This window comes from Tautonia plasticadhaerens (genome assembly GCF_007752535.1).
GTDB classification, from domain to species: Bacteria; Planctomycetota; Planctomycetia; order Isosphaerales; family Isosphaeraceae; genus Tautonia; species Tautonia plasticadhaerens.
Genome location: NZ_CP036426.1, coordinates 2,945,897 through 2,970,853 on the forward strand (window position 1 = coordinate 2,945,897; position 24,957 = coordinate 2,970,853).

General features: G+C 71.5%; 18 protein-coding genes. 10 read left to right on the plus strand and 8 right to left on the minus strand.

Going from position 1 to position 24,957, the window contains the following annotated elements; genetic code table 11:
• Together ElP_RS11475 and ElP_RS11480 are read left to right on the plus strand one after the other, a co-directional pair.
• Nucleotides 1-420: a hypothetical protein gene (locus ElP_RS11475; protein ID WP_231749668.1), complete on the plus strand. Its 420-nt coding sequence runs from the start codon at nucleotides 1-3 to the stop codon at nucleotides 418-420.
• 177 nt (nucleotides 421-597) lie between these two features.
• Nucleotides 598-1,617, plus strand: coding sequence for a DUF1559 domain-containing protein (locus ElP_RS11480; RefSeq protein ID WP_197447104.1), 1,020 nt, complete (start codon nucleotides 598-600; stop codon nucleotides 1,615-1,617).
• 275 nt (nucleotides 1,618-1,892) lie between these two features.
• Here the strand turns inward: ElP_RS11480 and ElP_RS11485 are convergent, their stop codons facing one another.
• From ElP_RS11485 to ElP_RS11500, 4 genes are all read right to left on the minus strand, one after another.
• Complete coding sequence (locus tag ElP_RS11485; RefSeq protein ID WP_145269371.1) at nucleotides 1,893-2,921, minus strand: bestrophin family protein; 1,029 nt, start codon at nucleotides 2,919-2,921, stop codon at nucleotides 1,893-1,895.
• 199 nt (nucleotides 2,922-3,120) lie between these two features.
• On the minus strand, nucleotides 3,121-4,077 hold the full coding sequence (locus ElP_RS11490; protein ID WP_145269373.1) for a ribonuclease H family protein: 957 nt from the start codon (nucleotides 4,075-4,077) through the stop codon (nucleotides 3,121-3,123).
• A 21-nt stretch (nucleotides 4,078-4,098) separates the two neighbouring features.
• Nucleotides 4,099-5,010: a ParA family protein gene (locus ElP_RS11495; RefSeq protein WP_145269375.1), complete on the minus strand. Its 912-nt coding sequence runs from the start codon at nucleotides 5,008-5,010 to the stop codon at nucleotides 4,099-4,101.
• Between the two features lie 153 nt (nucleotides 5,011-5,163).
• The gene (locus ElP_RS11500) at nucleotides 5,164-5,472 is read right to left on the minus strand and encodes a putative quinol monooxygenase (protein ID WP_145269377.1); all 309 of its coding nucleotides are present in this window, start codon (nucleotides 5,470-5,472) and stop codon (nucleotides 5,164-5,166) included.
• Between the two features lie 662 nt (nucleotides 5,473-6,134).
• Between ElP_RS11500 and ElP_RS11505 the strand changes: the two genes are divergently transcribed.
• The 7 genes from ElP_RS11505 (at nucleotide 6,135) to ElP_RS11535 (ending at nucleotide 17,105) form a co-directional block, all read left to right on the plus strand.
• Entirely contained in the window at nucleotides 6,135-7,190 is a 1,056-nt protein-coding gene (locus tag ElP_RS11505; protein WP_145269379.1) for a DUF1559 domain-containing protein, read from the plus strand.
• A 231-nt stretch (nucleotides 7,191-7,421) separates the two neighbouring features.
• Nucleotides 7,422-7,895, plus strand: a complete 474-nt coding sequence (locus tag ElP_RS11510) for a carboxypeptidase-like regulatory domain-containing protein (RefSeq protein ID WP_145269381.1) — start codon at nucleotides 7,422-7,424, stop codon at nucleotides 7,893-7,895.
• Nucleotides 7,896-8,024: 129 nt separating this feature from the next.
• Nucleotides 8,025-8,717, plus strand: a complete 693-nt coding sequence (locus ElP_RS11515) for a hypothetical protein (RefSeq protein ID WP_145269383.1) — start codon at nucleotides 8,025-8,027, stop codon at nucleotides 8,715-8,717.
• Nucleotides 8,718-9,283: 566 nt separating this feature from the next.
• A complete protein-coding gene (locus tag ElP_RS11520) occupies nucleotides 9,284-10,291 on the plus strand; it encodes a LysR family transcriptional regulator (RefSeq protein WP_145269385.1) in 1,008 nt (335 codons plus the stop codon).
• 143 nt (nucleotides 10,292-10,434) lie between these two features.
• Nucleotides 10,435-15,285 carry a glutamate synthase large subunit gene (gltB, locus tag ElP_RS11525; RefSeq protein WP_145269387.1) on the plus strand — a complete coding sequence of 1,617 codons (4,851 nt, stop codon included), beginning with the start codon at nucleotides 10,435-10,437 and terminating at the stop codon, nucleotides 15,283-15,285.
• Nucleotides 15,278-16,756 carry a glutamate synthase subunit beta gene (locus tag ElP_RS11530; RefSeq protein ID WP_145269389.1) on the plus strand — a complete coding sequence of 493 codons (1,479 nt, stop codon included), beginning with the start codon at nucleotides 15,278-15,280 and terminating at the stop codon, nucleotides 16,754-16,756. Before gltB ends, ElP_RS11530 begins: the two co-directional genes overlap by 8 nt.
• A 103-nt stretch (nucleotides 16,757-16,859) precedes the next feature.
• A complete protein-coding gene (locus ElP_RS11535) occupies nucleotides 16,860-17,105 on the plus strand; it encodes a UPF0175 family protein (RefSeq protein WP_145269391.1) in 246 nt (81 codons plus the stop codon).
• Nucleotides 17,106-17,209: 104 nt separating this feature from the next.
• On the opposite strand, the gene ElP_RS11540 is transcribed toward ElP_RS11535, so the two are convergent.
• A complete protein-coding gene (locus ElP_RS11540; RefSeq protein ID WP_145269393.1) occupies nucleotides 17,210-19,069 on the minus strand; it encodes a sensor histidine kinase in 1,860 nt (619 codons plus the stop codon).
• 92 nt (nucleotides 19,070-19,161) lie between these two features.
• Nucleotides 19,162-19,806: a metallophosphoesterase family protein gene (locus ElP_RS11545; RefSeq protein WP_145269395.1), complete on the minus strand. Its 645-nt coding sequence runs from the start codon at nucleotides 19,804-19,806 to the stop codon at nucleotides 19,162-19,164.
• A gap of 148 nt (nucleotides 19,807-19,954) precedes the next feature.
• Between ElP_RS11545 and ElP_RS11550 the strand changes: the two genes are divergently transcribed.
• Complete coding sequence (locus ElP_RS11550; RefSeq protein ID WP_145269397.1) at nucleotides 19,955-22,249, plus strand: [protein-PII] uridylyltransferase family protein; 2,295 nt, start codon at nucleotides 19,955-19,957, stop codon at nucleotides 22,247-22,249.
• A 208-nt stretch (nucleotides 22,250-22,457) separates the two neighbouring features.
• On the opposite strand, the gene ElP_RS11555 is transcribed toward ElP_RS11550, so the two are convergent.
• A complete protein-coding gene (locus ElP_RS11555) occupies nucleotides 22,458-22,805 on the minus strand; it encodes a P-II family nitrogen regulator (protein ID WP_145269399.1) in 348 nt (115 codons plus the stop codon).
• A 273-nt stretch (nucleotides 22,806-23,078) separates the two neighbouring features.
• Complete coding sequence (locus ElP_RS11560) at nucleotides 23,079-24,578, minus strand: ammonium transporter (RefSeq protein WP_145269401.1); 1,500 nt, start codon at nucleotides 24,576-24,578, stop codon at nucleotides 23,079-23,081.
• Nucleotides 24,579-24,957 lie beyond the last annotated feature (379 nt).

Here is a 24,957-nt window from a genome sequence, read left to right on the forward strand (position 1 = left end):
ATGGCCTCCCTGTTGGTCCAGGGGGGCGGTTGCGGCGGGGACGGCCTGCCCCGGGAGGCCGTGTCCGGCACGGTGACGCTCGGGACCGAGCCCCTGAAAACGGGGATCATCACCTTCGTCCCCAGCGGACCCGACATCCCGACCCAGGGCGGCACGACGGTCGCCGATGGGGCGTATTCGATCCCGAGGGCCCAGGGGCTCGTCCCCGGCAAGTACAAGGTCGTGATCTCGTCGGGGGAGGGCTCCCCGGAGAAGCCGGTCGAGAACCTCGAGGAGCTGGGCCCCGGCATGCCCCCCGTCCCGTCGACCGAGGCGATCCCCCCGCAATTCAGCGCGAACTCGGTGCTGGAGGCGACCGTCACCTCGGGGGGCAGCAACCAGTTCGACTTCACCCTGAACAAGGCGGGAGGCGCGGGCTGAGGGCCCGGACCGGGCCTCCCGCGTCCCCCGACCTTCCCGGTCCCGGGCTCCGCACGCCCCTCTCCCCCCCTCTCTCGGGCGGCCCGGGTTCGGCCTGCCTCGTCGCTCGCCCCGCCAGGGGCGCGGCCGTTCCTCGTCCCCACATCGGATCCGAATCCCGGAGGATCGTTCATGTTCATGAGGTCTCGTGATCGTCGCGGGTTCACGCTGATCGAGCTGCTGGTGGTGATCGCCATCATCGGCGTGCTGATCGCCCTGCTGCTGCCCGCGGTGCAGAGCGCCCGCGAGGCGGCCCGGCGCGCCCAGTGCACCAACAACCTGAAGCAGGTCGGCCTGGGGATGCACAACTACCACGACACGCACCAGGTCTTCCCCTCGGGGACGAATTCCTGCTGCTGGGGCACGTGGATCCTGTTCACGCTGCCCTACGTCGAGCAGCAGAACCTCTTCAACGCCTGGAACTTCGGCGGCTGGTCGTACGACACGACCGCCACCTTCCGCTACGCCGGCCCGCTGAACTGCACGGTCAGCGCGACCCGGGTCTCCGGGTACCTGTGCCCCAGCGACCCCCAGGCCGAGAACCTGACGAACATCGGCCCCACGATCAACGGCATCAAGTACGCCACCACGTCGCAGAACTACGTCGTCAACTTCGGCAACACGACGACCGCGCAGACCGCGACCTATGACAACGCGATCTACCCGGGCACGCCGTTCCAGTTCGGGGGCGCGCCCTTCGCCGACCTCCGGGCGCCCGGCAACGGCAACGGCGGCAAGAAGAACTTCGGGATCAGCACCATCAAGGACGGCACGACCAACACCCTGCTGGTCTCGGAGATCCTGGTGGGCACCGGCTCGGGCGGCGGGGCCTACGCCGCCCCCTACGACCTGCGGGGCTTCTCCTGGTGGGGCAGCGCCGCCGTGTTCTCGGGCCTGATGCCCCCGAACACGACCTACCCGGACGTCACCGAGAGCAACAGCTACTGCATCTACCCGTTCCAGAACAACCCGCCGTGCACGGGCCCGACGACCGAACTGCCGCGGGTCAACTTCGCCCGGAGCACCCACCCCGGCGGCGTCAACGCCGCGATGGCCGACGGCAGCGTCAAGTTCTTTAAGAACACGGTCGCGGTGAACGTCTGGCGGGCCCTGTCCACCACCCGGGGCGGCGAGGTCGTGAGCGCCGACCAGTATTGATCGGCGGCCCGATCCGCCATCCCTCCCCCTCCGCTCCCTCCCGAGGGGGGCCTCGACGAGGCCCCCTTCGGGGCCCGGCCGGACGCCCGGCCGGGCAACCCGCCGCGGGTTCTCGCCCCACCGCGGCGAGGCCGGGGGCCTCGAAGGGCACGACCCGGGGCACGCTCGACGCCCCGGGCGACCCTCCCCCGCCCGAGACGGGCCCTTTCCCTGGCACCCCGGGATCCCGGCAGTCCTCCCGCCGGCGACTCCCGGGAGGTGGAGGGACCCGGCGGCTAGGAGATGTGCGTCTCGTTGGGCCCGAGGGTGCCGAGGGCGGCGGGGTGGGGGCCGTGGCCGGAGGGGTCTCCCAGGAGCATGCCCAGGAGGTTGCGCTCGATGGTCGAGCAGATGTCGTCGATGGGGAGGTGGTCGATGCGCCGGGTGTCGAAGGGGTTCTGCAGCTCCATGCCGATGCGGTCGAGCGACAGCAGCGGGTAGGAGACGAGCATGACGTAGAGCGGGATCAGCCAGTCGTAGGAGCCGAGGGCGCGGTCCATGAAGCTCATGTCGGGGTCGGCCTGGAACTCGTGCAGCAGCGCGAAGGGGAGCGAGGAGAGGAACAGCAGGATGAAGCGCCGGACCTGGATGGCCGAGGAGCGGGCCAGGGGGGTGGCGAGGATGCGCTCGCAGCCGCCGAGGTGGTCGACGAGCAGGCCGCGCTGGTGCTCGGCCTGGTAGAAGGCCATGGGGTCCATGCCCCGGTCCCGGGCCTCCCGGAGCATCCGGGCCAGCTCGACGGCGACGACGTCGGGCATGTGGTCGGCCGAGGCGATGCGGTCGGCCTCGGCCTCGCCGAGCAGGACGGCGACCTCGGGCAGGGACCTGCGGCCCCGGAGGCTGCTGCGCATGACGTGGGGGAAGGCGGCGGCCCACCGGATGAACTGGGTGCGCCAGGCCTCGTCGTCGGGGCCGTAGCAGAGGGCCGAAGAGGCGAGGTTGCGGGACTGGTTGACGATGCCCCCCCAGAGCTTGCGGGCCTCCCACCAGCGGTCGTACCCGGCGTTGGAGCGGAGCACCAGCAGCAGGCCGAGCACCGTGCCGGCGGCCTCGAAGGGCCCGACGGTCACTCCCACGTGGATGTCGAAGCGGTGCTCGGCGTATCGGGAGGCGAGCACCACCAGGGCGGACAGGACGCCGAAGGAGATCACGTCGCCGAGGACCCGGAGCGTGACCGCCCCCCGGATCTGCAGCGCCCCGGCCCAGAAGGAGTAGCGGAGGGGGCGGCCCTGCACGTCGGCGTAGTGGTCGTTCGAGCGGCTCATCGGGTCCATCGGGTTGCGTCGCCTCGCCTCGGCCCGGCCCGATCGTCGGCCGGTCGCCCCCGATCCCCCGGGGCACCCGACGCGGTCCGGCCCGCGTCTCCGGCCCCCGGGGCGGGGGGAAGGGAGGCCCCCATGATCCGGGGACGGGGCGGGGGATCGCAAGCCCGATCCGAGCGGCGGCCTCGCGGGGGCCGTTGGCCTACTTCTGGCGCCACCAGCAGGAGGGCGGCGGATCGGGCTCGGGGAGGCGGTCGAGCAGCTCCCGGCGGAACCGGGCCGCGTCGACCGGGTAGCCGGCGCTGGCCTTCAGTCCGGGCACCCTCGACGCCCAGTAGGCGTTGAAGGCGGCCATCCAGTGCTCCCGGACGAGCTTGCAGGCGATCGAGGCCAGGGCGACGAGGCCGTCGTCGGCGTCGGCCCGGGGCAGCAGCTCGACGGCGATCGCCCGGCCCTCCCCCCGGATGGCGTACCGGCTGAGGCCCGGCCCCTCGGCCTCGGCGACCACGGAGCACGGGGGCAGGGCGGCCCGGATCAGGGGGCCGTAGAAGTGCCGGCCGCCGTGCTTGTCGCCCCGGATGAGCGTCGGCTCGCCGTCGGCCGAGCGGTCCCAGGCCCACCGCAGCAGCCCGGCGAAGGCGGAGGCGTGGACGCTCGCCTTGCTGCCGGACTCCCCCAGGAGGTGGTTGAACCGCCTCGGGCCGAGCACGACGCCCCGGATCGCCTCGATCCGCCAGGGGCGTCCCGAGAAGGCCCCGAGCCGGATCGCCGAGGCGACCCGCCCGGCCGACGACGGCCGGGGGACGGGCGGATCCCCCCCCTCGGGGATCCAGGGGCGCAGCTCGGCCTCACGCTCGGGGTCGACGCCGAGCGCCCGGAGCAGGCCCGAGAGCGTGCCGGGCCCGGGGAGGCCGCAGGCGTCGATCGCGGCGAGGGCGGCGGCCTCCAGCCGGTCGAGGCCGACGCCCCCTCGGTAGAGGCGCTTGGAGTCGTCGACCCAGAGCCGGGGGCCCCGGACCCCGGCCCGGCAGACGCCGAGGGCGCAGTCCCCCCAGAGGTCGGGGCGAGCGGGGCCGGGCCCCTCGGCGGCGACGGCGGCCATCACCATCGGGCCGAGGTTGGGGCCGTATCCGGCCTCGTCGATGCCGATCCATCGCATCAAACTGCCTTCACATCGACATCAGGCGGCCGGGGCCGAGGCGGGGTCGCCCGCCGGCCGCCCGGCGGCGGGGACCTCCCCGTCGGAGTCGGGCTCGGCCGGGGCGGCGGGGCGGTCGGCCGCCGCCCAGGTGCCGGAGGGGGCCCGGCCCTGGATCTCCCCGGCGAGCGAGGCGTAGTCGGAGGCCCCCCGGCTGGAGGGGGCGTACTGGAAGATCGACTGGCCGAAGCTGGGGCACTCGGCCAGCCGGATGTTGCGGCGGATCCGGGACCGGAAGACCTCGGCCTCGGACCAGGGGGAGCTGGGGGCCCGCTTCCTCGCCTCGAAGAACTTCTCCAGGTCCTCCACCACCTCGGCCCCGAGCCGGGTGCCCGACTCGTAGAGGCAGAGCACCACGCCGGAGACCCGGAGGTCCCGGTTCACCCGCTTGCTGACCAGGTGGATCGTCTCCAGCAGCTTCGACAGGCCGTGCAGCGCCAGGAAGTGCGCCTGCAGCGGGATGAAGACCTCCCGGGCGGCGCAGAGCGCATTGAGGGTGAGGATGCCGAGCGAGGGGGGGCAGTCCATCAGCACGAATTCATACGACTCCTCGTCGGCGGCGAGCTGGTCGCGGAGGATGACCTCCCGGCCGACGGTGCCGATCAGCTCGACCTCGGCGGCGGCGAGGTCGATGTGGCTGCCGCAGACGAACAGGTCGTCGGCCACCTGCCGGCGGACGTCGGCCAGGGGAAGCCCCTGGGTGAGCACCTCGTAGAGCGACGGCCCCGACCGGCCGGGCATCAGGCCGAGGTGCAGCGTGGCGTGGGCCTGGGGGTCGAGGTCCAGCACCAGCGTCCGGTGCCCCTCCCTGGCCAGGGCGGCGGCGAGGTTGACCGTGGTGGTCGTCTTGCCAACGCCCCCCTTCTGGTTCAGGACCGCGATCCGGCGCGTCATCGGGTTCCCTCCCTCGATCGATGCGGATTCCGTCCGACGGGCGTCCGGCGCCGCGCGCGGCGGCACCCCGAGTCGAGGCCGCACTCTAACCGGCCCCGCCGGCGGCGCGAACCCGAGTCCCGGGCCCGGCGATCGGGGACGGCGGTGGGCGGCTCAGGCCGGCTCGAGGATGGTGAGCGACGTGCCGGCGACGATCTCCTTGACCCGGGAGCGGAACTCCTCCATGTGTGGCGCCTTCAGGTGGGCCTTGAGGTGGTCGAGGCTCTCCCACTTCTCGACCACCGTGACGACGTCGGGGCGGCCGGGGGCCTGGGCCGGGATGTCGGTGTCGAGGTCGACGGCGGTGCCGTACTCGATGCAGCCATCCTCGGCCCGGACGGGCTCGAGGATCGAGCGGAAGCCGGCGATCAGCTCGTCCCTCCGGCCGGGCCGGGCGGTGATCGCGGCGATGACGTGGATCATGGTCGGTCCTGCGAGGAAGCCGGTCGTTGCGGGGGGCGGGCCGGCGCTTCGGGTCCCGTCGCGACGGCTCGACCGGACCAGTGTACCCCGATCGGCCCCGGCAGTTCAGCCGTCGGGCGGCCGGGGCCTCGACTCGACCCGGGGATCGGGGGTCGGCCGGGAGGCCGAGGACCGCGGCCGCCACCGAATTTCCCGGCCGGTGGGGCCCCTGCGGGCGGCGGCCGGGAGGCTCCAATCCTTGTGCAAGAATCCTGTTGACAGACCTTATCCTCCATGAGAAGTTAATCCTCGATCGGTCGTCTCATTAAGCTCGACGGCCGATTCCGGCGATCACATTCCGGTCGCCGGAAGACATCCTCGAAGACTGACGCCCAGACCCGAGGTCACCCACCCCCCGATCGTCCGGCTCGCCTCGTCTCGTGGCCCAAGGACGTGCGGGAGGATTGCGATGGCCGGAATCGGTCCGAGTCCTTCCTGACATCACCACTCGGTGCGTCCCTCTCCGACGCACCCGGCATGATCGCCGATGTTCCCACCGGGCCGACCCGCCCTCCCGCGGTGTCGCCCAGATTGCTCCCAGAATCGGACGTCCGCCGGGCTTCCCGTCCGTGAGGGCACCCGTAGGGCCGTTCCACCCCGTCCTGAAACCGGAGCACATTCGCATGATCCGATCAGGTCACACCCGACCCCGCACCCGGATCGCCCGCGGCTTCACGCTGATCGAGCTGCTCGTGGTCATCGCCATCATCGGCGTGCTCATCGCCCTGCTGCTGCCGGCCGTCCAGGCGGCGCGCGAGGCCGCCCGCCGGGCCCAGTGCACCAACAACATGAAGCAGATCGGCCTGGCGCTGCACAACTATGAGTCGAGCAACCAGGCGCTGCCGCCGCCGAAGATCCGCTCGGGTTCGTGCACGGGCACTTACTCGAGCAACACGACCGGGACGATCCTCAACACCACGGCCTTCTCCATGATCCTCGGCTATGTGGAGCAGTCGCAGTTATTCAACGCCTACAACTTCCAGCAGACGTCGTCCAACAGTTCGTGGTACGGGGCGCCCGGCCAGGCGGCCCTGGCCGGCAGCGCGTTCGTGAACACCACCGTGGTCGGCTCCCTCGTGTCGTCGTATGCCTGCCCGTCCGACCAGGAGGCACGCGTCGAGAACTACGACGTGACCAACTTCGGCCCGTACAGCATGCAGGAGGCCCGTCGGAGCAACTACGGCACCGCGACCGGGCAATACACCGAGTACAACTGCCTCACCCCAGGCACGCCGAGCCTGCCCACCGACCGGGCCATGTTCTACTCCGACGCCTCGACCGGCCTGAGGGATGTCAAGGACGGCCTGAGCAACACGGTGATGATCGGCGAGAAATCCCAGAACACGATCAACTGGTGCGCCAGCTTCTTCTACTTCGGCCCCTACTGGGGGTCCGGCACGCACACCTCGACCCACCTGGTGGTCTGGCCGCCGACCTCGACTCTCGCCCCGAAGTCGACCCCGAACGCCCCCTGGGGCAATCAGGACGGAACGCTGAGTTGCGAGAAGAACAAGCGCGGTTCCTACGCCTGGGTGATGTCGAGCGAGCACCCCGGAGGGATCAACGTCTGCATGGGTGACGGGAGCGTCCGGTTCATCAAGGACACGATCAACCCGTACACGTGGTATTCGTTGCAGACGATCCGCGGTGGTGAGGTGCTCAGCGCCGACACGTACTGACGAGCCTCCCGGGTGGGGGCGTCCCCCCTGTCCACGCCGTTCAGCCGCCCGAGGGCCCCCGTCCTGCCTGTTCGGTGGCCGGGGGCCCGATGCGATGGCCGTGGGCGCGTTCGTCGATCGCGTCCACGGCCCGACACGGTCGGGGGGCCGGAAGCCCAGGCCGACCCCCTCCTCCGCCGGGGAATGTGGGTCGGGGGCCTCGGGCCGAATGGAGCAATCAAGGAATCCACCATGTCGCTACGATCCATCGCAATCCGCCTCTCCGTGACTGTATCCGTAATCGTGGCCCTCATCGTCGCCGGCTGCGGAGGGGGCCCAAAGCTCGTCCCGGTTTCCGGCGTCGTGACCCTGGACGGAGAGCCGCTCGAGGGCGCCACGCTCTCCTTCGTCCCGGCCGCGGGCAACGTGTTGGCGACCGCGGGGTCAGACGTCTCCGGCCCCAACGGCAACTTCATGATGACCTACAAGGGCCGCAATGGCCTGTCCCCGGGGACCTACCGAGTCCTGGTCAGCAAGACCGAGGAGATCGAGCCCCCGAAGAACTTCCAGGTCCCGCCCGAATTCGCGAAGGCCTCCTTCGAGAAGCAACTGATGGGGCTGACGAAGGAAACCATCCCCCCCCAAAGCTTCGAGCACGAGATCGAGGTCCCCGAGGACGGAGCGACTGACTTCGCCCTGGACTTCAAGTCCAAGGAAAAGAGCTGATCCGGGGACCCACACGAACGTGAGGCCTCGTTCGTCCCGAGTCACCCCCCCGGCCCTTCGGGAGGGGCATGTCTCGGGACCTCTCCGCATGTCGATGATCGATCCGTTGCGAAAGGAGTGTTCGCCTCGATGAACGACCGATGGTGGATCGCCCTCGCGCTCGGTCTGGCGAGCGGCCTCCTGGGGGGCTGTGGGGTGGAGGACTCGCTCCCTTCGCCGCCCGAGCTCTTTCCCGTCACCGGCAAGGTGACCGTCCAGGGAGAACCGCTGGCCGAGGCCGTGGTCACATTCCTGCAAGTCGATGAGAAGGGGACCCTGGCCGTCGGCGAAACCCAGGAGGACGGCACCTACATCCTCAGCCACGTCGGCACCCCCGGCGCGGCCGCCGCCTCTTACAAGGTGGCGATCAGTTACCTCGTGGGGGAGGACGGTACCATTTACGGGCTAGGGCCCCGCTCCGGCTTGGCCAAGCCCCATGGGATGCTCTCCGCGAAGGAACTCATCCCCCAGGAGTGGAGCGACCTCGGCATCGCGGAACATGTGGTCGAGGTCCCCGAGGGCGGAGGGGTCATTGACCTCGACATCGATGTCCCGCTGCTCCCCCCTCCTCCTCCGGCGAGTCCCTCGGGATTCGAAACGTCCGCCGAGCCGAGCCCAGAGGCCGACTCGCCCGAGTCCGAGGACGATGCGGATCACGACGAGCCCCCGGCCCCCGACCTCGGTGCCGAGCCCGCAGCCGAATCCGCCGATTCGCCCGAGGGGGCCCCCTCCCCGGAACCGGACGAGTCCCCGGCAGCCGATGAGGCCACCGGATCCCCCTGAGCCGTGCCCCGGCTCCAATTCCCCTCTCCCTCCGGGCGGCCCCCGCTCCCCAAGCGGACGGTCGCCCTCTTCGTCACGCCTGAGATGATCGCCACTCCCCGGATCCCCCGGACATCGGCCCTGGACCGATCGGTCCGGGGCCGTCGCGCCCTTGCCAAGTCGCCGGGGCCGCCCGCCAAGGCCATGTCGTCCCGGCCGCATCCAAGGTCCGATCGTCCGGGACATCCGGGATGACCGGCCCGCTCGAGTTTCAACGCACCGGGCAGCCACCCTGGCCTGCTGCATGACCCCGTTCATGGGCCGGCATTGGACCGGAGACTTCCCAAAAAAATCGGCCGTCGGCGTGTTAGGCTATTGACGAAGCCGCTGATGTCCGAGTGTATTATTGGAATCTCGAATACCGCGGCGCCCTCCTCGCGAGGCGGGGGCGATCGGCCGAGGGGGCGACCCCGGGGCGGGGGCGGGTCGAGGTCAGCGGCGGAGGCCCGATTCGGGCCCCGCCAACGGGATCGAGCGGACGAGCGGGGCCCGCCGGGGCCTCCCGCGATCGAGGTATCACCGCGACGATGCAGTTCGAGGCCCTGAAAATCTTCTGCGACGTCGTCCGGCTCGCCAGCTTCTCCCGGGGCGCGACCGAGAACGGCGTCTCCCAATCGACGGCCAGCCAGGCGGTCCACAACCTGGAGGACCGGCTGGGGGCGAAGCTGATCGACCGCTCCAAGCGGCCCCTGAAGCCGACGCCGCACGGGAAGGTCTACTACGAGGGGTGCCTGGAGCTGGTCGAGCGGTATCAGGAAGTCGAGCGGAGGGTCCGGGCGCTGGGGCGGGAGGACCGGATCGAGGGGGTGGTGCGGGTGGCGGCGATCTACTCGGTCGGCCTGGGCCACCTGACCGGCCACATCGCCGCCTTCCGGGCCCGGCACCCGCTGGCCGACTGCCGGCTGGAGTGCATGCACCCCAGCGAGGTCGTCGAGCGGGTCCGGGACGGCGAGGCCGACCTGGGGATCGTCTCCTTCCCGAAGAAGTGGCCGGGGCTGGACGTGGTCCCCTGGCGGGACGAGGAGATGGTGCTGGCCGTGCCCCCCGGCCATCCGCTGGCGGATCCGGCCGGGGTCGCCGCCGGCCGGCTCGACGGGGCCCGGTTCGTGCACTACGATCGGGAGCTGCCGATCCGACGCGCGATCGACCGGCACCTGAAGCGTCGGGGGGTCCAGGTCGAACCCGGCCTGGAGTTCGACAGCATCGAGAACATCAAGCGGGCCGTCGAGGTCGGCGCCGGGGCGGCGATCCTGCCCCGGGCGACGCTCGACCGCGAGGTCGCCTCGGGCAGCCTCGTCGCCGTCCCGCTGGCCGACCACCCGCTCGTCCGCCCGCTGGCGATCATCCACCGGGGGGAGGCGACGCTGGGCCTGGCGGGTGCCCGGTTCCTCCGGGCCCTCCGAGACGAAGACGAGGCCGGCGAGCGGCCCGGCCTCCCCGATCCGGCCGCCTCCCCCCCGGTCAACGGGGCGGCGAGGCACGAGAACGGCCGGGTCCCCCGGGACGGGCGGGCCCCGGTTTCGAAGAAAAGCTGAGCAGATGCTGGTGCATCGGCCCGAGGATCGGGGCCGGGCGCCGGCCCCGGGGCGGCCCCTCGACGCGTGCGAGCGGGGCCGCCCCGGGGCCGGCGCCTCCCGGCCGAACCGAGGGCCGTCCGGAGTCCGGAGGAGCAAGATCGATGAGCACGAGTCAGCCGCCCCGACAGGGCCTCTACGACCCCGCCCTCGAGCACGACGCCTGCGGCGTCGGGTTCGTCGTCGACCTGGAGGGCCGCCGGTCGTTCAAACTCGTGCGCGACGGATTGCGCGCCCTCTGCAACCTCGACCACCGGGGCGCCCGGGGCTGCGAGCCCAACACCGGGGACGGCGCCGGCATCCTCATCCAGATCCCCCACGAATTCCTCAGGGCCCGCTGCGCCCCGCTGGGGATCGACCTGCCCGGGCCGGGGCGATACGGCGTCGGCGCCATGTTCGCCTCGCCGGTCCCCGAACGCCGGGACGCCGGCAAGGCGATCTTCGAGAAGATCCTCGAGGAGGAGCGCCTGCCGCTGCTCGGCTGGCGGGAGCTCGTCACCGACAACTCCTCGCTGGGCGCCACGGCGAGGGCCGTCGAGCCCGGCGTCTGGCACGCGATCGTCGGCTCCCGCTTCGGCGACGACACCGACGCCTTCGAGCGGAAGCTGTTCGTCGTCCGCAAGCGGTTCGAGCACGCCGTCGAGGCCGCCGGGCTGGACGACCGGGCGTTCTTCTACTTCTCCAGCCTCTCCTGCCGGACGCTGGTGTATAAGGGGATGCTCACCCCCGAGCAGGTCATCGACTACTACGCCGACGACCTGGGGGACGAGCGGGTCGACAGCGCCCTCTGCATGTTCCACTCCCGGTTCAGCACCAACACCTTCCCGAGCTGGGAGCTGGCCCACCCCTACCGGATGATCGCCCACAACGGCGAGATCAACACGCTGCGGGGGAACATCAACTGGATGCGGGCCCGCGAGGCGCTGTTCGCCTCCGACCTGTTCGAGCCCGGCGACCTGGAGCACCTCAGGCCGGTCATCCGCGAGGGGCTCTCCGACACCGCCAGCCTCGACGCCGCCATCGAGCTGCTGGTGAAGGCCGGCTACAGCCTGCCGCACGCGATGATGATGCTCGTGCCCGAGGCCTGGGAGAACCACGAGACCATGTCCCGGGAGAAGAAGGACTTCTACGCCTTCCACTCCTGCCTGATGGAGCCCTGGGACGGGCCCGCGTCGATCGCCTGCACCGACGGCCGGGTCATCGGCGCCACGCTCGACCGCAACGGCCTGAGGCCCAGCCGGTACACCGTCACCAAGGACGGCCTGGTGGTGATGGGGTCGGAGACCGGGATGCTCGACGAGATCGCGCCGGAGGACGTGGTCCTCAAGGGGCGGCTGGAGCCGGGCAAGATGTTCCTGGTGGACATGGAGCAGGGCCTGATCGTCGGCGACGAGGAGCTGAAGCACGCCCTCGCCTCGGCCAAACCCTACGGCGAGTGGGTCGAGCGGGGGATGCCCCGGCTGTCGGAGGTCCCCCGGCGTGGCGAGGTCCCCGGTCCCGACCACGACACCCTGCTGCACCGGCAGCTCGCCTACGGCTACACGCTCGAGGACCTCAAGTACATCCTCAGCCCGATGGGAGAGCGGGGGGAGGAGGCGATCGGCTCGATGGGCACGGACACCCCCCTGGCGGTGCTCTCCGACCGGCCCCAGCCGATCTTCAACTACTTCAAGCAGCTGTTCGCGCAGGTGACCAACCCGCCGCTGGACGCGATCCGGGAGGAGCTGGTCACCTCGGTCCTGACCGGCCTGGGGGGCGAGGGGAACCTGCTGGCCCCCGGCCCGGAGAACGCCCGGCAGATCCGGCTCGACACCCCGGTGCTCGACAACGACGAGACCGAGGCGATCAAGGTCCTGGAGGGCTGGCGGGGGTTCAAGTCCGCCACCATCTCGATGCTCTTCCCCGCCTCCGAGGGGGCCGGGGGGATGGCACGCCGCCTGGAGGAGATCTTCCAGGAGGCCAAGCGGGCGATCGAGGACGGGGCGAACATCATCGTCCTCTCGCACCGGTCGGTGACGAGGGACCTGGCGCCGATCCCCTCGCTGCTGGCCACCTCGGGCCTGCACCACTTCATGGTGCGGGAAGGCCTGCGGATGCGGTGCGGGTTCGTGGTCGAGTGCGGCGACGCGAGGGAGGTGCACCACTTCGCCCTGCTGCTCGGCTACGGCGCCGGGGCGATCAACCCCTACGTCGCCTTCGAGACGCTCGACGACATGATCGCCACCGGCTACCTCCGGGGCCTGACCCACGAGGAGGCGGTGGCCCGCTACCGCAAGGCGATCAAGAAGGGGGTCGTGAAGGTGATGTCCAAGATGGGCATCAGCACGATCCAGAGCTACCGGGGGGCCCAGATCTTCGAGGCGATCGGCCTGAACTCGGCGTTCGTGGCCAAGTACTTCGACAAGACGGCGTCGCGGATCGAGGGCATCGGCCTGGCCGAGGTCGCCGAGGAGACGCTCTTCCACCACCGCCGGGCCTTCGCCGAGCGCGAGGTCGGGCCGGTGATGCTGGAGGAGGGGGGCCAGTACCAGTGGCGCCGGGACGGCGAGTTCCACCTGTTCAACCCGGAGACGGTCTTCCGACTGCAGCACGCCACCAAGGCGGGCCGGCTGGACGTCTTCAAGTCGTACTCGAAGCGGGTCGACGAGCAGAACGAGCGGCTCTGCACGCTCCGGGGGCTGTTCGAGTTCAAGTTCGGCGACCGGACGCCGGTGCCCATCGAGGAGGTCGAGCCGGTCGAGTCGATCGTCCGGCGGTTCGCCACCGGGGCGATGAGCTACGGGTCGATCTCGGCCGAGGCGCACGAGACGCTGGCGATCGCCATGAACCGGCTCGGCGGCAAGTCGAACACCGGGGAGGGGGGCGAGAACCCCGAGCGGTTCACGCCCCTGCCCGGCGGCGACAGCAAGCGGTCGGCGATCAAGCAGGTGGCCTCCGGCCGGTTCGGGGTGACGAGCGAATACCTCGTCAACGCGGACGAGATCCAGATCAAGATGGCCCAGGGGGCCAAGCCCGGCGAGGGGGGACAGCTCCCCGGCCATAAGGTCTGGCCCTGGATCGCCAAGGTCCGGTTCTCGACCCCCGGCGTGGGGCTCATCAGCCCGCCGCCGCACCACGACATCTACTCGATCGAGGACCTGGCGCAGCTCATCCACGACCTGAAGAACGCCAACCCCAGGGCCCGGATCAGCGTGAAGCTGGTGGCCGAGGTCGGCGTGGGCACCGTCGCGGCGGGCGTCTCCAAGGCGCACAGCGACGTGGTGCTCATCTCCGGCTTCGACGGCGGCACCGGGGCCAGCCCGCTGACCTCCCTGAAGCACGCGGGCATCCCCTGGGAGCTGGGCCTGGCCGAGACGCAGCAGACGCTGGTCCTGAACAACCTCCGGGACCGGATCGTCGTGCAGGCCGACGGCCAGATGAAGACCGGCCGGGACGTGGTGATCGCGGCCCTGCTGGGGGCCGAGGAGTACGGCTTCGCCACCGCGCCGCTGGTGGTGATGGGCTGCATCATGATGCGGGTCTGCCACCTGGACACCTGCCCGGTCGGGATCGCCACGCAGAACCCGAAGCTGCGGGCCAAGTTCGCCGGCAAGGCCGATCACGTGGTCAACTACTTCAAATTCGTCGCCGAGGAGATCCGGGGGCTGATGGCGCAGCTCGGCTTCCGGACGATGGACGAGATGATCGGCCGCAGCGACGCGCTCGACATGCGGAAGGCCATCGACCACTACAAGGCGAAGGGCCTGGACTTCTCGAAGATCCTCCACCGCCCCGAGACCCCGCCGGGGGTGGCCGTCCGCCGGGTCGTCGAGCAGGACCACGGCCTCGACCGGTCGCTCGACCAGACCTTCCTCGTGCCGAAGTGCGAGCCCGCCCTGGAGCGGGGAGAGCCGGTCGCCTTCGAGGTGCCGATCCGCAACATTAACCGGACCGTGGGGACGATCCTCGGCAGCGAAGTCACCCGCCGGTACGGCGGCGCCGGCCTGCCGGACGACACCATCCACATCAAGTTCGACGGCTCCGCCGGCCAGAGCTTCGGCGCCTTCGTCCCCCGGGGGATCACCCTGGAGCTGGAGGGGGACGCCAACGACTACACCGGCAAGGGCCTCTCCGGCGGCAAGGTGGTCGTCTACCCGCCGAGGGAGGCGACCTTCAAGGCCGAGGAGAACATCCTCGTCGGCAACGTCGTCCTCTACGGCGCCACCGCCGGCCGGGCCTTCTTCCGGGGGAGGGCCGGCGAGCGGTTCTGCGTCCGGAACTCGGGGGCCCTGGCGGTGGTGGAAGGGATCGGCGACCACGGGTGTGAATACATGACGGGCGGCGTGGCCGTGGTGCTCGGCCCGACCGGCCGCAACTTCGCGGCGGGCATGAGCGGCGGCATGGCCTTCGTGCTCGACGAGGCGGGCGACTTCCGCTCGCGCTGCAACGCCGAGATGGTGGACGTCGAGCCGTTCTCCGAGTCGGAGGACCTGGAACTCGTCCGGGACCTGCTCATCCAGCACGCCGGTTACACCGGCAGCGTGGTGGCCGCCCGGGTGCTGAACGACTGGGACTCGGCCGTCCCGCAATTCGTCAAGGTCATGCCGCGGGACTATCGCCGCGTGCTCGACCGCCAGAAGCAGGTCATGGCCTCGCTCTTCGAGGAGGCCACCGGCCTGAGGCGTTCCCGGGGCGAGTTCGAGCTGGACGACCTGCGGCACAAGGCCGAGCCGAACGACTTCGCCTTCGTCGAGGACATGCTCTCGAGGTTCGCCCGCCCGGCCACGCTCGACGAGGTCGACGGCCTGCTCGTCCCCCGCAACGGCCACGACTGGGACTGGCCGTTCACCAACTTCGTCAAGGTGCTGCCCGAGGGCAACCGCCGGCTCCTGCTGGAGCGCAAGCGGCTCGGCGCCGACGCCGCCCCGAACCGCCCGAGCGACCCGGGCCTGACGCTGGAGGTCAACCATGGGTAAGCCGACCGGATTCATGGAACTGCCCCGACGGGCCGCCGGGTATCGCCCCGTCGACGAGCGCCGCAAGGACTACCGGGAGGTCTTCACCAGCCTCCCCGTGGTCGACTTGCAGGACCAGGGGGCCCGCTGCATGGACTGCGGGATCCCGTTCTGCCACCAGGGCTGCCCGCTGGGGAACCTGATCCCCGACTGGAACGACCTGGTCTACCGGGACCACTGGCGGGAGGCGATCGACCGCCTGCATCTGACCAACAACTTCCCCGAGTTCACCGGCACCCTCTGCCCCGCGCCTTGCGAGGCCAGCTGCGTGCTGGGCATCAACGACGACGCCGTCACGATCAAGCAGATCGAGCTGGCCATCATCGACCGGGCCTGGGACGAGGGCTGGGTCGTCCCGATGCCGCCGAAGGTCAAGACGGGCAAGGCGGTGGCGGTCGTCGGCTCCGGCCCCGCGGGCCTGGCCGCGGCCCAGCAGCTCGCCCGGGCCGGGCACGACGTGACCGTCTTCGAGCGGGCCGACCGCATCGGCGGGCTCCTGCGCTACGGCATCCCCGACTTCAAGATGGAGAAGGGGCGGATCGAGCGCCGGATCCGGCAGATGGAGGCCGAGGGCGTGACCTTCCGCGCCGGCGTCGACATCGGCGTCGATGTCGATCCCCAGGACATCCTCGCCGAGTTCGACGCCGTCTGCCTCTGCTGCGGCGCGACGCAGGCCCGAGACCTCCCCATCGAGGGCCGGGACCTGAAGGGCATCCACTTCGCGATGGACTTCCTGCCGGTGCAGAACAAGAGGGTCTGCGGCGACGCCGTGACCGACGACCCGGACTTCGATGCCAAGGGGAAGCACGTCGTCATCATCGGCGGCGGCGACACCGGGGCCGACTGCCTGGGCACGGTCCACCGCCAGGGCTGCGCCAGCGTCCACCAGTTCGAGATCGTCCCCCGCCCGCCCGACTCCCGGGACCCGGCCAACCCGTGGCCGCAGTGGTGGAACACCTTCAAGACCTCCAGCGCCCACGAGGAGGGCGGGGGCCGGGAGTACTCCATCAGCACCGTCCGCTTCCGGGGCGAGGATGGTCACGTGACCGCGCTCGAGACCGTCCGGGTCGAGCTGGTGCGAGACGGCGGCCGGATGCGGTTCGAGCCGGTCGCCGGCAGCGAGCGGGACTACCCGGCCGACCTCGTGCTGCTGGCGATGGGCTTCACCGGCCCGGAGAAGAACCGGCTGGTCGAGGGATTCGGCGTCGAGCTGGACGAGCGCGGCAACGTGAAGGCCGACCCCGAGACCAAGCGGACGAGCGTGCCGAAGGTCTACACCGCCGGCGACATGACCCGGGGCCAGAGCCTCATCGTCTGGGCGATCGCCGAGGGCCGGCACGCCGCCCAGGCCATCGACTGCGAGCTGATGGGCTGCTCCGACCTGCCCCGGCCGCTGGAGCACGAGAACTACTTGAGGCCCTTCGCGGTCTGAACCGGGTCCCGGGGGTAACCGCTCCCCCGGGGCCTTCTCGTCGAATCGACGCGCGATGCCCCGCCCCCGCTGATGCGAGATGACGAGGGACGTGGAGGCAGCGATGATCGAGATTACCATGGACCTCCCGGACGAGGTGCTTTCGGCCCTTCGGATGACGCCGGAGCAGGTCGGCGTCGAGCCCCGGCTGGCGGGGGCCGTGAAGCTGTTCGAACTCGGTCGGCTCTCGACCGGGGCGGCGCTGGCGGGGGTGCCGAAGCCGGTCTTCCTCCAGAATCTGGGGGAGTACGACGTCGCCGCATTCGACCTGACCGACGAGGAACTGGGTCGGGAATCCCGGCTTGGCTGAGTCGACCGGGCGCGATCGGCTTCCAGCAACGCGAACGGGCCCGGGCGGCCGTCCTCCGGCTCGCGGGAGAGTCACCGTGATCGGTCGCGTCGGGACCGGGCCCTTCAGCCCGGCGCCGGGCAGGGCGTCATCGGCCTGACGGCGTGCTCGGGAAGGATGACGGTGAACCGGGAGCCGCCCCCGGGGACCGGCTCGAAGGCGATCGAGCCGCCGTGGTCCCGGACGATGCCGTAGCTCATCGACAGGCCCAGCCCGGTCCCCTGGCCGATGGGCTTGGTGGTGAAGAAGGGCTCGAAGATCTTCTCGCGCAAGGAGGGGTCGATGCCGGATCCGGTGTCGGCCACGGCGATCTCGACGGCCCCCTCGGCGGCCCGGGTGGAGACGACCACCTCGCCCCCGGGGGGGCAGGCGTCGACGGCGTTGGAGACGAGGTTCTGGACGACCAGGTTGACCTTGGCCGGGTAGCAGACGACCCGGGGCAGGGGGCGCAGGTCGGACTTCAGGGAGACGCCCTGGCGGTCGGCCAGGCACTGCATGATGTTCAGGGTGGCGACGATGCCGGTGTTGAGGTCGGCGTCCTGGAAGTCGGAGTCGTCGATCCGGGCGAAGTCCCGGAGGTCCTCGACGATCTTCTGGATCCGCTTGAGCCCGGCGGTGGAGCGGTCGAGGATGCGGTCGAGGTTGTCGAGGACGTAGGGCAGGTCGACCTGCTCGCAGAGGTCCCGGATCCGGGCGTGCAGCTCGCCCCGGTACTGGGCCAGGGTCTGCTCGGCCTCCCGGTAGAGGCAGAGGACGTCGTGCAGGCTGGCGACCTCCCGCCTGAGCACGAACATGTTGCTGGAGACGAAGGCCAGCGGGTTGTTGATCTCGTGGGCAACGCCGGCGGCCGTCTGGCCGAGGCTGGCCATCTTGGCCTGCTCCAGCATCCGGCCCTGGGCCTGCTGCAGCTCGTCGTGGGCGCGGCGGAGGGCCTCGTGGCCGACGCTCAGCTCGTCGAAGGCGCGGCGGAGCTCGGCGGTGCGCCCGGCGACCTTCACCTCCAGGTCGTCCCGGGCCCTCCTTAGCTCGTCCTCGACCCGGTCGATCTGGCCGCCGACGTGGGAGGCGATCCGGCCGCAGATCACCCCGAAGACGACGGTCGCCGCCGTGGCCAGTGCGGCCGAGGAGAGGGCCGAGGAGGCGCCCCCGGCCCTCCGGGACACCTCCGGCGTCAGCCAGGCGACGAGGCAGACCGTCGCCGCCACCGGCGGCAGGAAGGCCCGCATCAGCCTCGACCGCACCGAAGGGCCCGAGAACCGGTCCAGGGGGAACGACCGGGGACCGGCCGAGGCCACCAGCCCGCCCCCCAGCAGCAGGAAGCCGACCGCGGTGTTCAGGGCCATCGGGATCGTGCCCGAGCCATACAGCAGCGGGGCGTTCGGGCTGTAGAGGTAGCCCAGCGCGAAGACCAGTCCCATCGCCCCGGCCGACAGCCCGCAGATCCCCGCCGCGTGCCCGGCGGCCGGCAGGGGCCGGGGGATCGCGAGCATCCCCAGCCCCACGCTCGACGCCAGGAACGCCGCCGCCGTGGTGAAGGCCATCTCCCCCACCGGGGCCAGGTCGAGCACCTCGGCCGGCACCTGGAGGAACCAGCGGTCGACCCCGAAGTCGTAGCGCGAGACGAATTCGAGGAACCGCAGGGCACAGACCGCCCCGGCCAGCAGCGCCGACGCCCCGGCATATCGCCTCCGCCAGGCCGAGGACGGGGCCGCACCCCCCTCGGACACGACCAGGGCGATCCCCAGGGTCAGGAACCCGAGCGCCGTGTTCGGGGCCATCGGGATGTAGTCCTCCCGGATCCCCATGAGCGCGGGCCGGCCGGTCGCCCAGCCGATCAGCGCCGCCGTCGCCAGCGTCGCCGACGCCACGCCACAGCCGAGGGCGATCCGACCGGAGGCCGTCCTCGGACGCTTCGATGCCTGCACGGGAGGCCTCCGGGATGTCCTGGCAGATCCGACCCCGCCCCATTCTACCGGCCCCGGGCCCGGGATCACGCGACGAATCGGCCCGGGGCCGGTCAGCCGTCCCCGTCGTCGAGGAAGACCGGGTCGCGTCGGATCTCCCGGCCGGTGCGGACCTCGTAGACGCGGACGGCCAGCGAGGGGACCTCCAGCACGGCGAAGCTGTAGGAGGTCTGCACGCCGGGGATCCCCATCAGGGAGCCGGGGTTGATGATCGTGCCCTGGCCGTCGAGGCGGTCGATCATCGGCAGGTGGGTGTGACCCAGAACCAGGACCGAGGCGTCGGTCCGGTCCCAGAATTGCACGATGGAGTCCGGCAGCGGCCGGTACGGGGTGATGAACTCGGTGTCGCTCGCCGGCGAACCGTGGTGGACCTCGAGGACGACGCCGCCGGAGGTCCAGGAGAGGGCCGCCGGCATGCCGTCGAGGTACTCCCAGGTGGCGTCGGCCAGCGTCGCCGGCTTCCAGCCCCGGGCGCCGATCACCTGGCGGCGCTCCAGCGCCCAGCGGTCGTGGTTGCCCCGGGCGCAGGGGATCGCCAGCTCGCGGACGCGGTCGACCACCGCGTCGGACTGGTAGCCGTAGCCGATCAGGTCCCCGGTGCAGAGGATCTGGTCGACGCGCAGCGTCTCCAGGTGCCGCAGGGCCGAGTCCAGGGCGCGAAGGTCTCCGTGGATGTCGCCGATGAGCCCGAGCTTCATGACGATGACCGATCGCGACCACCCCCGGGGGGCGGCCGGGGCGGATTCTGTTACAGTGGACGACACCCGACCGCCGCCCGCCGCGACCCGGTCGTGCGAGGTCAGTGCTCGGCGGGCGAAGGTCTCATTATCGTCCGGGGCAGCACCGATGGCCACGCCAATCCCGGCGGACCTGCGCCGGGCACTCGCCCGATCGCACCCCGAAGCCTGGGTCGACCACCTGCTCGGCTCCTTCCCCGGGGACTACCTCGCCCGGTTCGACGCCGAGGCGCTGTCCCGGCACCTGGGCCTGATCCGGGAGCTGGGGGCCGACCGGCCCGTCCGGGTCTGGGCCGGGCCGGCCGACGACGAGGGGACCTGCCGGGTCGAGATCGTCGGCTACGACGCCTTCCAGCTGCTCTCGACCGTCTGCTCGCTGCTGGCGATCCACCGCCTCTCGGTGGTCGAGGCGCGGATCTACACCTCCGAGCCGCCGGAGGAGGAGGAGTCGGCGTCGGCGGGCCCGGGCCCGGCCCGTCCCCGTCCCCGGGGCCCGGGGGGGAGGCCGGGGGGACTCCCCGGGCGGGTCGGCCCGCCGAGGGCGTCGGCCAAGGGGCCGGTGGGGCCGGATCGCCGCAGGAAGATCGTCGACGTGTTCCTCGTCCGGCCGGTCGACGGCGGCGGCCCCCCCGACTGGGGGGCGTTCGAGCAGGAGCTGTGCGACCTGGCCCATCGGCTCCGGCAGGGGCAGCACGACGAGGTCCACCACCGGCTCATCGGCCGGTTCGCCGCCGCCCTGGGGGACCGCACCCCGCCGGGGGCGCCGCTGGAGTCGATCTGGCTGGAGATCACCCCCGGCGGCCCCGACGCGCCGACCCGGGTCGACGTGCAGTCCCGGGACAGCTTCGGCTTCCTCTCGCTGACGGCCGGCGCCCTGGCGCTGAGCGGGCTGCGGATCGTCCGGGCCGACGTCCGGACCGACCCCGAGGACGGCTTCGCCCGGGACACGCTCTGGATCACCGACCGCTCCGGCAAGCCCGTGGTCGACCCGGATCGGGTGCTCGCCCTGAAGTACGCCCTGATCCTGATCGAGCACTTCAGCTCCCGGCTGCCCCGGGCCACCGACCCGGAGGCGGCCCTAGTGCACTTCAGCCGGTTCGCCAACGACCTGATGGCCCGGCCCGACCGCGCCCGGGAGTTCGCCGCGCTGGACCGGCCCGAGGTGATCGACGCGCTGGTCAAGGTGCTGGGGGAGAGCCGGTTCCTCTGGGAGGACTTCCTGCTGGCCCAGCCGGAGAACGTCCTGCCCCTGATCGGCGACCCCCGGCGCTGGGCCACCAGCCCCGATCGGGGCGAGCTGACCGCCGACCTGGCCGACCGCCTCTCCTGGGCCGACGACCCGGATGCCCGGGTCCGGGCCCTCCGACGGTTCAAGGACCGGGAGATCTTCCGGGCCGACGTGCGGTCGATCCTCGGCCTCAGCGGCGGCCCCGAGGGGTTCGCCAACGAGCTGACCGACGTGGCCGAGGTCGTCATCGCCGCCGCGCTGGACCTGGCCGCCCTGCGGCTGGGGGCCGAACCCCCGGCCCGCAACGACGGGCAGCCGGTGCCGGTCTCCGTCTGCGCCCTGGGCAAGTTCGGCGGCCGGGAGCTGGGCTTCGCCTCGGACCTGGAGCTGATGGTCGTCTGGGACGACCGGGACGCCGCCGATCGGCCCGGGGGCCCGCCGGCCTCCGACTACTTCGACCGCCTCGTCGCCGGGCTCCGCCAGGTGCTCGGCGTCCGGCACGGCGCGACCTTCGAGCCGGATTTCCGCCTCCGCCCCTACGGCAAGGGGGGCCCCCCGGCCACGGCGCTCTCGCTCTTCGAGTCGTACTATCAGGCCGGGGGCCCCGCCTGGTCTTACGAGCGTCAGGCCCTGATCCGCCTGCGGGCCGTGGCCGGAGACCCGGCGCTCGGCCGGTTGCTGGAGCGGCGGCGAGACCGCTTCGTCTTCGGCCCCGAGCCGTTCGACGTCGACGGCCTGAAGAAGATGCGAGCGCAGCAGGTCCGCCAGCTCGTCCGGCCGGGCACCGTCAACGCCAAGCTGAGCCCGGGGGCCCTGGTCGACATCGAATACACCGTGCAGGCGATGCAGATCACCTACGGCCGGGCCGATCCCGGCCTGAGGGCCACCAGCACGCTGGACGCGATCGCCGCGCTGGAGGCCGCCGGTCGGCTCGACGCGCCGACGGCGAACCTCCTGCGAGAGGGCTGCCGCTTCTTCCGGTCGCTGATCGGCGCGCTGCGGGTGGTCCGGGGCAACGCCGAGGACCTGACCGTCCCCCCCGCCGACTCGGAGGACTTCGCCCTGCTGGCCCGTCGCCTCCGCATGGACGGCCCGGGGACGCTCCACCGCCGGATCGAAGATCGGCTCCGGGAGACGCGGGCGGCCGTCGACCGCCTGCTCGCGACGCTGGCCTGAGGCCGGACGGCCCGGATCGCGAACGCCCGGGAGGCCGGGGCCCCCTCGGCGGCGTGAGCCGGCGGACCCCGTCCCCCACCCGCACGATCCCCGGACGACAAGGTCCCGGGCCCGGGGTGACCGGGGGCGGGTCGAGGGGGAATGGCCGGGGAGCGGGGGCGGATGCCCGGCATCGGCCATTCGCCCCCGGTGCCCGGCCCCCCGGCGGTCAGATGGCGTCGGGGCCGCGCTCGCCGGTGCGGATGCGGATGCAGTCGTCCAGGGGGAGGACGAAGATCTTGCCGTCGCCGATTTCCCCCTCGGGCCCGGATCGGGCGGCGTCGATGATGGCGGTGATGGCCGGCTCGATGAACTCGTCGTTCACGGCGATCTGCAGCTCGATCTTGCGGAGCAGGTTCACGGTGAACTCGTGGCCCCGGTAGACCTCGGTGAATCCCTTCTGCCGGCCGAAGCCCTGCACGTCCATGACGGTGAGGCGATAGACCTCGACCTTCGACAGGGCGAGCTTGACCGTCTCGAGCTTGGTGGGCTGGATGATCGCGATGATCAGCTTCATGGTGGGGTCGGGGGCCGCTCCCATCGCCGACGGCCGGTGCGGCCCGGGCCAGCCTCGTCGTGCTGGCCCGGGCCGGGCAGGGCCGCGGGCGTCGGTTGAATCGGGGTGGTGAAGCCGACCCCGGGGGGGATCGGCGCTCGACTTCGGGTGGATCAGGCCGACGGACGGGACGGGACGGGACGGGAAGGACGAGGCCGGTCCCCAGGGCCTCCCAACGCCTCGTCGCGTCGGGGGGCCCTTCGGGGCGCCGGTCCGGGTCGCCGACCGGTCGCGTCACCGGGCCGAGGCGACCTCGACCGGCCGGGTGGCCGAGGGCTCGGACTTCGGGGAGACCTTGCGGGCGGCCATCGGGTAGTCCTCGTAGGGGACCGACGCCTTGACCGTGGGGGCGAAGTCGGGGTAGGCCTCCATCCCGTGCTCGCCGATGTCCAGGCCGTTGACCTCCTCGTCGGCCGAGACCCTCAGGCCGAGCGTCAGCTTGAGGGCGCCGAAGAGGATGCCGCCGACCACCACGCAGAAGCCGAAGACGGCCGCCACGCCGATGAGTTGGTGGATCAGGAGCCCGGCCCCGCCGCCGAAGAGCAGGCCGTCGCCGGTGGTGTCGGGGGCGAAGCGGTCCTCGGCGAAGAGGCCCAGGGCGAGGGTGCCGAAGGCGCCGCAGACGCCGTGCACGGAGACGGCGCCGACCGGGTCGTCGACCCCGACCTTGTCGAAGAAGAGGATCGCCGCGACCACCAGCAGGCCCGCCACCAGGCCGATCAGGGCGGCCGACCACGGCGCGATGAAGGCGCAGGGGGCGGTGACCGCCACCAGGCCGGCGAGCACGCCGTTGAGGGTCATGCTGATGTCCGCCTTCCGGAACAGGGCCCAGGAGAGCACCATCGCGCCGATGGCCCCGGTGACGGCCGCCAGGTTGGTGGTCATGGCGATGTGGGCGATGTCCGGCGTGGCGGCCATCGTCGAGCCGGGGTTGAAGCCGAACCAGCCGAGCCAGAGGATGAAGACGCCCAGCGCCGCCATCGGGATCGAGTGGCCGGGGATCGGGTTGACCTTGCCGTCCTTGGTGTACTTGCCGATCCGGGGGCCGAGGAAGATCGCCCCCATCAGGGCCAGCCAGGCTCCGGTCGAGTGCACGACCGTCGAGCCGGCGAAGTCCCACATGCCGAGGCCCGCCAGCCAGCCGCCGCCCCAGATCCAGTGGCCGACGACCGGATAGATGAAGGCGCTGATGAAGAACGAGTAGATCATGTAGGAGTGGAACTTCGTCCGCTCGGCCATCGCCCCGGAGACGATCGTGGCCGCCGTGCCGGCGAAGACCAGCTGGAACATGAACTTTGCCGCCAGGGGGACGCCCGACCAGGCGATCGAGCCATACACGCCCTCGTAGTCGTCGATCGCCGGGGAGTTGTCGGCCCCCTGGAGCAGCCATCCGGAGTGGCCGAACAGGCCGTTGCCGTCGCCGAACATGATGGCGAAGCCGAAGAACCAGAAGCCCAGGGTCGCCAGGGCGAAGTCGCCCAGGTTCTTCATCATGATGTTATTCGTGTTCTTCGACCGGGTCAGCCCGCCCTCGACGTAGGCGAATCCGGCCTGCATGAAGAACACGAGGAAGGCGGCGAGCATGACCCAGAGGGTGTCCAGCGCGACCTTCTGGCCGGCCACGACGGAGGCCAGGTCCTCCTCCTGGCCCATCGCGGGGGGGGCCAGGGCGAGCCAAAGGCCGGTCGTCGCGCCCAGCGCGAGCAAGAGGGTCCGGTTCCGGCGGCGTTGCATCGGTCAGTTCCCTCGGGGGATGGCGATCGTCGGCGACCTTCGGCGGGGGCCCCGTCCGGGCGTCCCCGCCGCGTCCCCTCGCGTCGGCGACGCCCGGCCGGGGCCGGGCTCGCGCGATCGATCGATCGAGATGGATGTCATCGGGGACAGTCGGGCGCGGCTTTGAGAGCGCATCGGTGCGTCCCGCGCCCGAGATCGCCGTCTCGGCAGAGAATATTCCGTGCCATCCGCCCCGAGCCGACCCGGGACGATCGCCCCTATCCGTGACACGACCATGAGTTGCGTCCCGATTTCCGGCGTCGGGGTGGCCGGGACGGCCGCCATGCTCGCCTGCCGATCGGGCAGCGCCGCCGCAATGGCGCGCACCGAGGCCCGCGGC